At 63.5% G+C, this 6,827-nt stretch carries 6 protein-coding genes; 1 reads left to right on the top strand and 5 read right to left on the bottom strand.

Annotated elements, in window-relative coordinates:
* Positions 1-118: 118 nt before the first annotated feature.
* The 5 genes from ABDB81_RS27975 to ABDB81_RS27955 are packed head-to-tail and all read right to left on the bottom strand — an operon-like array spanning position 119 to position 4,829.
* Positions 119-1,711, bottom strand: a complete 1,593-nt coding sequence (locus tag ABDB81_RS27975; protein WP_346814157.1) for a sulfite reductase flavoprotein subunit alpha — start codon at positions 1,709-1,711, stop codon at positions 119-121.
* Positions 1,708-2,730, bottom strand: coding sequence for an FAD:protein FMN transferase (locus tag ABDB81_RS27970; RefSeq protein WP_346814156.1), 1,023 nt, complete (start codon positions 2,728-2,730; stop codon positions 1,708-1,710). The genes ABDB81_RS27975 and ABDB81_RS27970 overlap by 4 nt, the downstream gene beginning before the upstream one ends.
* Before the next feature lie 19 nt (positions 2,731-2,749).
* Positions 2,750-3,577 carry a DUF4198 domain-containing protein gene (locus ABDB81_RS27965; protein ID WP_346814155.1) on the bottom strand — a complete coding sequence of 276 codons (828 nt, stop codon included), beginning with the start codon at positions 3,575-3,577 and terminating at the stop codon, positions 2,750-2,752.
* 46 nt (positions 3,578-3,623) lie between these two features.
* A complete protein-coding gene (locus ABDB81_RS27960; RefSeq protein WP_160474464.1) occupies positions 3,624-4,145 on the bottom strand; it encodes a DUF2271 domain-containing protein in 522 nt (173 codons plus the stop codon).
* A 30-nt stretch (positions 4,146-4,175) separates the two neighbouring features.
* Positions 4,176-4,829 (bottom strand): PepSY-associated TM helix domain-containing protein, encoded by a 654-nt coding sequence (locus ABDB81_RS27955; RefSeq protein ID WP_137928129.1) that lies wholly within the window; start codon positions 4,827-4,829, stop codon positions 4,176-4,178.
* A 329-nt stretch (positions 4,830-5,158) separates the two neighbouring features.
* Here ABDB81_RS27955 and ABDB81_RS27950 point away from each other — a divergent pair, with 329 nt between their 5' ends.
* Complete coding sequence (locus tag ABDB81_RS27950) at positions 5,159-6,718, top strand: methyl-accepting chemotaxis protein (protein WP_160474463.1); 1,560 nt, start codon at positions 5,159-5,161, stop codon at positions 6,716-6,718.
* Positions 6,719-6,827: the final 109 nt, after the last annotated feature.

The raw sequence follows: 6,827 nt of genomic DNA, 5'->3' as shown, positions 1-6,827 counted from the left end.
CAAGCCTCTAGCTGTCCTGCACACAAAAAAACTGACAGGCCCCATTGCTGGCCCTCTCCCCCGCCCCTCTCCCGCACGGCGGGAGAGGGGAGCAAACAGTTAGCGGTTGAGAGTCGGGCTAATACACATCCCGCCGATACCCCCCAGCCTCCACCATCCCCTGCAACCGCTCCTCTCCAAGGATCTGTGTCAGCACCGCGTGCACCCCACCCGCCATGCCTTGCAGACTCCCGCACACATAAATCGCCGCGCCCTGCTCCACCCATTGCGCGATCATCGCCGCATTGGCCTGCACGGCGTCCTGCACATAATGCGGCGCACCACCATCGCGCGACCAAGCGCGGTCCATGCGCGCGAGGACACCCTGCTTGATCCACGCATGCAGTTCTGCCCCATGGAAATCGTCATGCGCGGCCGAACGCTCGCCGAACAGCAGCCAGTTGCGATGATGCCCTTGTACAGCCCGTGCCTTGAGTATTGCGCGCAGGCCCGCGAGTCCCGTGCCGTTGCCGATCAGGATCAGCGGGCGACCATCGGCAGGTGCATGGAAACTGCGGTTGGTCCGCACACGCAACGCGAGATGACCGCCAACCTGCGCATGTTCGGTGAGCCAGCCGGACGCCAAACCCAGCTTGCCGTCCGCATGAAACGTCTGCCTGACGAGCAACTCAAGCCGGCCATCGGACGGAAGCGAAGCAATCGAGTATTCGCGATGCGGCAGCGGTGGCAGCGCATCGATCAATTGCTGTGGATTCAGTCCAGCCAACGCATCGATATGCGTATCGGGCAGCGGCAAACGCGTGGCTAGCGCCGCAGCCAGCGGCATCGGGCGGCTGTCGCAACGCACAAGCTGTGTGCCGTCGAGCGAGAGATGCGCAAGCAGCCGCGCTACGACATCGGGCGGCAGGCATGGTCCTACCTCAGCGATATCGCCCGCCTGCCAGTCCAGTGACCCGGAAGCTTCGGGCACCAGCGCCAGATGAAATGCCGGGGCGCCAGCGCTTCCAGGATTCAGCAACTGTCGCTCCACCAGTTGCCAGCGGCCATAGCGCGGACGTTCCCAATCCGCGATCTCGGCGCCGCCGCTCAGTGCAGACAGATGGTTCTGCCAGTGGCGCAACGCTCCGGCATCGCCGTTGTCCACTTCGACCATATCGAACAATGGTTGCGCGTGATGGCGTTGCAGCCAGCCCGACAAGGCATGGCCGAACGCGCAAAAGCCTGCATAGCTGCTATCGCCCAGTGCAAGCACGCCATAGCGAAGTTGTTTCAATGCGTCGGGCGTAGTGCCAGATAGCAATCGTCTTGCGAAACCCGATGCGCTATCGGGCGCATCGCCCTCACCCGTGGTGCTGACCAGGAACAGCGCCTGTTCGCACGCGGCAAGGCGGGCGCCATCGAGATCGGCGAACGACAGCAATTGCACCGGCATGCCCGCACCCTGCAGCGCACGCGCGGTCTGCTCGGCCAGTTGTTCGGCAAACCCGGTCTGGCTGGCATACGCGACGAGCGTGGGGCGCACACCGCTGTCCGATGTGGATGCCACTGCGCCCATGCGTGCGGCTCGGCGGCGGCGATGCGTCATCACGATCATCGCGCAGAATCCTGCATACGCGATGACAACACCTGCAGCCATCGGCACGCGACCATGTGCGAGCATGGCCAGTGCCACGCCAGCGAGAAAGACGATCCAGCAGACCTTGCGCATCATGAAAGCATCGCGGCAAAAGCCGGCGTGGTCAGTTCATCGAAACCATCGGGTGTACGCACCAGCAGGCGCACGGCCAGCGTATGACGTTGGGCGAAAGCCAGCCCGGCGTGCGGGCCGAGCACCATCAACGCCGTCGACAACGCATCGGCCATCATGCATTCGCGATGAATCACCGTGACCGACGCCAATGCATGCGCGGCCGGATAGCCGGTTCGGGGATCGATGGTGTGCGCATAGCGACGGCCATCGGCTTCGAAGTAGCGGCGATAGTCGCCGGACGTTGCCACCGACAAACCCAGCAACGCGATCAGCGTGCGCTGCGCGGCATCGGCATCGGCATCACCATTGGCCACCGGCGATTCGAGTTCCACCCACCACGGCATGCCATCTGGCTTGAGTCCCTGTCCGCGCAGTTCGCCGCCGATCTCGACGAGATGATGCGCAACGCCGCAACCATCGAGATAGCGCGATACCGCATCGACACCGAAACCCTTGGCAATCGCGCAGACATCCAGCGAGAGTCCGCCCGGCTGTCTCACGCGGCGTTGCGATGCATCCACGTCATCGGCATGCAGCCGCTGCCAACCGCAATGCGGGCGCACGCGCGCCACATCGTCGGATGATGGGGCGACGGTACGTTTCCCCGCAGGACCGAAGCCCCAGAGATTCACCAGCGGTCCTGCCGTGGGATCGAAAGCACCGCCGCTATCGCGCGCCACCTGCAAGGCCGCCTGCAACACGATGAAAGCGTTTTGCGGCAGCGTCACCCAGCTATCGCCATCTGCGCGATTGAATCGGCTCAGGTCCGATGTCTCGGACCAGTTGCTCATTTCGGCGATGACGTTGTCGAGCACCGCGCGAATGCCCGCATCAATTTCATCGCCATGACGATTCGCAGGCAGCACGGCGCTGACCGTCCACGTAGTACCCATGGTCTCGCCATGCCACTGCCGCACCTGCCCTTGCGGAACAGTCGGCGGCGGCGCAGCGAGCGCCACGGGGATCAGCACGCGATGCATCGGCTTCGGTAGTCGTCGCTTACTGCGGCAGCACTTCCACCGTCACCGCATAGCTGGCGCGGCGTGCCTTGGCTTCCTTGATCGACGTCTTGTCGTCGCGGATTTCCGCTTCCATCCAGTACATGCCAGCCGCCGGATACTTCACGCTGAACTTGCCGTCGGCGTCCGTGGTTGCCTCGATCTCGTTCAGGCGATCGCGATAGCGGATGCCACCCGGCACCACCGCTACCTTCTGGTTCGCAAACGGCTTGCCATCGAGCAGCAGGCGGAAGCTGGCCGCTTCGCCAACGATCAAATCATTCGGATGCGTGATCGGCGCCAGTTCCAGACCCTTGCCCGTCGTGGTCAGCACTTGCTTGCTCGGACGGCCGTTGGTCACGTACGACTCCACGCGGCCCGCCTGTTCGCTCACCTGCAGATCCTGCGCATTGGCCGGCACGTTGGCGGCCAACGCATTGGCGGCACCGCGCCAGCGCTTGGTCTGGCCATTCTCTTTCCAGCTTGCAAACACGCCCTGGTTCACCACGGCGAGACGATACGTGCCGGGCTGGGTCAGATGCACATCGAACGTGCTGCGATACTTGCCCGTCGAGGCGTTCTCGGCCTGCACGGGCTTGCCGTCCGGGCCGGTGATGGCGAGGTTGTCGAGCCGCATCGGCACATGCTCGAAATAGAACAGGTCATTGGACACGGCGGCGTCCACCGTCACCCATGCGTCCTTCTCGGACAGCACCGTGGCCGAGGGCAGCAGCCACTGCCGATGCGCATGCGCGGCCAGCGGTGCGAGCGCGGCAAGGGCCAATACGACGAGTCGGATGGAGATTCGGTTGCGGACAGGCTTGGTCATCGTCAGGCTCCGGTCAGGATCAATTCGCATTCAGTTCGGGATGGCATCAGGGTTTCACGTCGACGGTCACGCCGCCGAGTTCGTGCTCGCCCTTTGCATTGGTGGACTGCGCGGCTTTCGGCGGCCACACGAACGGCACGCGCACCAGTTCACGTCCACCCACTTCACGCGCGGCTTCCACCACGATCTGGTATTCGCCCGCCGGCAGCTTGCCGAGTGGCGCCTTGCCTTCGGTGAACGTCATCGTGTGTTCGCCCGGTGCGCGCGTGGCGCCCGAGACACCATCGGCCGGCATCTGCATGTCGCGGCCCGCCTTGCGCCACCACTGGCGCATGTCCTTGAGCCACTTGGTGCCTTCGCCTTCCTTGTTCTTGGCGTCGTACATCACGGACAGCGTCGTGACGTGGCTCTGGTCGGCGCGCTCCACCCACATCGCCACATAGGGACGGTGGTATTCGGCCACGTTCAGGCGGGGAATCTCCACCTTGACGCTCAGGCTGGCGGCCATGGCGGGTGCCAGTGGCGCGGCTACGAGGCCGGTCATGGTGACGGACAGAAGTCGGCGCATCTCGGAACTACCTCTCTCGATGGAATGGTTTCAATGGATGAACAGGATGGCCAGCAGCAGGGGCACCACCAGCCCCGCGCCCACCAATGGCCACGTGGCCATGCGTCCGCCCGCGTGAAGCTTGAGCAGGACCAGCCCCGTGATACTGAAAATCAGGCACGCGAAGGCGAACACATCGATAAACAGGCTCCATGCGCGCCCGGTGTTGCGACCCTTGTGCAAATCGTTCAGGTAGGAGACCCAGCCGCGTGATGTGGTCTCGAATTGCACGTCGCCCGAATCGAGTTCGACGCTGACCCATGCATCGCCGCCGGGGCGCGGCAGCGCGATATAGATTTCGTCGGCGGACCATTCGGCCTCGCGCCCCGCTGCTTCCACATCCATCTGCTTGCCCAGCCAGTCAGCCAGCACGCGTGGCACTTCGCCCTTGATGTTCTTCGTGGCGGCTTCCGCAGGCGCGGCAAGCTTGAGCGCGTCGAGCACTGCGCGCGGGGCCGTGCCGGAGTGCGTCACCACCTTCGGACGCGCTTCGATCTGTCCGGCGTGGTTCAGCGTGAATCCGGTGATGGCAAACAGCAGCATCCCGATCAGGCAGATCGCGGAGCTGATCCAGTGCCACTGGTGAAGATGCTTGAGCCAGAATGCGCGGCGCTGCTGGCCGGTGACTGGCGTGGAATCGGTCATGCGGTGATGAAGGAGGATAAGCAGGAGATACCGGCCAACTGGCGATGGCATCACAATGCCCGCCCAAACCGACCGATGATAATGGTTCTCATTTTGGAGAGCAACGCCGTGCGGCATTTCGACGCCCGCCGTTTCGTTACGGCGCGTTACGCTGCCACGAACTGCCACAAATCTCCGTTGCATCGCGCTGCGGAGTGGCACGTCCGCCACTATTACCCAATTGGTAGTAATCCTCGATCAAGTTTGGTGTCCGGGCCGCCGTTAGCGCCGCTCATGGAGGACGACGTGCGAATCGTCCCGACATCGATCACGAGAAACGGAGGAGACGGATGCTGCAAAACCTGAGTCTGAAAAAGAAGCTCATGCTGCCCCTGGTGCTGAGCTGGGTGTGCCTGTTGGCCATCACGTTGTGGAACGTCTGGCAGATGCGCGAGATGCGTCTGGCGGATCGCAAGGTGGCGCTCGAACAGGTCACCGACACTGCTAATTCAGTAGTTGCCGAATACGAGGCGATGGCCCGTGCCGGCAAGATGAGCACCGAAGACGCCCAGAAGCAGGCGCTCGACCGCGTGCGTGCGATGCGCTTTGGAGCCGATGGTTATTTCACGCTGATGCGCTCGGATGCCGTGGTGCTGATGCACGCCATCAAGTCCGAACTCAATGGCAAGAACATGTCGGACATGAAGGACCCCAATGGCGTCTACCTGTTCCGCGATATCGCCCAGATCGGCAAGACGCAAGGCCGCGGCTTTATCGAATACCTGTGGCCGAAACCCGGTGCCGAAGCCCCGCAGCCCAAGCTGAGCTACGTGCTGAACTTCAAGCCGTGGGACTGGGACTTCATCGCCGGCCTCTATCTCGACGACATCAACGCCGAATTCCGCACGTCGCTCTGGAAGGCGCTCGGCTGGTTGCTGGCCGTGGGTGCGTTGATGAGCGTAGTGATGGTGCGCATTGCCGTGGGCTTGCAGAAGCAGCTCGGCGGCGATCCGGCCGTGACCTCGCGCATCGCCGCAAGCATTGCCGAAGGCGATCTCGCCACGCCTGTGCAGGTGGCACCGAATGATCGTGACAGCGTGCTGTTCAACATGCAGCAGATGCAGGCACGGCTGACTGGTGCCATCGGCCAGATTCGCGGTTCCGCCGATTCCATCGCAGGCGCGGCACGCCAGATCTCGGCGGGCAACGTCGATCTCTCGCGTCGCAGCGAGGAACAGGCCGCCTCGCTGGAGCAAACCGCCGCGAGCATGGAAGAACTGACCGGCACCGTGCGCCAGAGCGCCGAGAATGCACGCCAGGCGGCACGATTGGCCGAAGGCGCCTCGGACATCGCCACGCGCGGCGGCGAGATCGTGCATCAGGTGGTGGGCACCATGGGCGAGATCAAGGCGGCCTCCGGCAAGGTGGTCGACATTATTGCGGTGATCGAAGGCATCGCGTTCCAGACCAACATCCTGGCGCTGAATGCTGCGGTGGAAGCCGCGCGTGCCGGTGAACAAGGTCGCGGCTTCGCGGTAGTGGCCGGCGAGGTGCGTAGCCTGGCGCAACGCAGCGCCACGGCCGCCAAGGAAATCAAGTCGCTGATCGACAACTCCGCGCAGCGCGTGGAAGACGGCGCCGTACTGGTGGAAGGCGCAGGCCGCGCGATGGAAGAAATCGTCAGTGCAGTCAAACGCGTGACAGACCTGATGGGCGAAATGCGCGCCGCCACTGAAGAACAGAGCGGCGGCATCGAGCAGGTCAATCAGGCGGTATCGCAGATGGACCAGATGGCGCAGCAGAACGCCGCGCTGGTGGAGGAAGCCACTGCTGCTGCTGCATCGCTGGAAGACCAGGCCGATGCGCTGCACCGCGCAGTGGGTCAGTTCAGGTTGGCGGGAGCGTTATAAGCACGAAATAACCACAAGCGGGCCAACAGCCCGCAGGACGGGAAGACCGGGGGGGCAGTGGGCGATGCCGTGAGGTGTCGCCCTTTTTTTTGGATTGACCTCTCGGTGT

This window comes from Cupriavidus sp. DL-D2 (genome assembly GCF_039710735.1).
Classification (GTDB): domain Bacteria; phylum Pseudomonadota; class Gammaproteobacteria; order Burkholderiales; family Burkholderiaceae; genus Cupriavidus.
The sequence above is the reverse complement of the archived record's forward strand: the minus strand, read 5'-3'. Positions and strand labels throughout refer to the sequence as shown.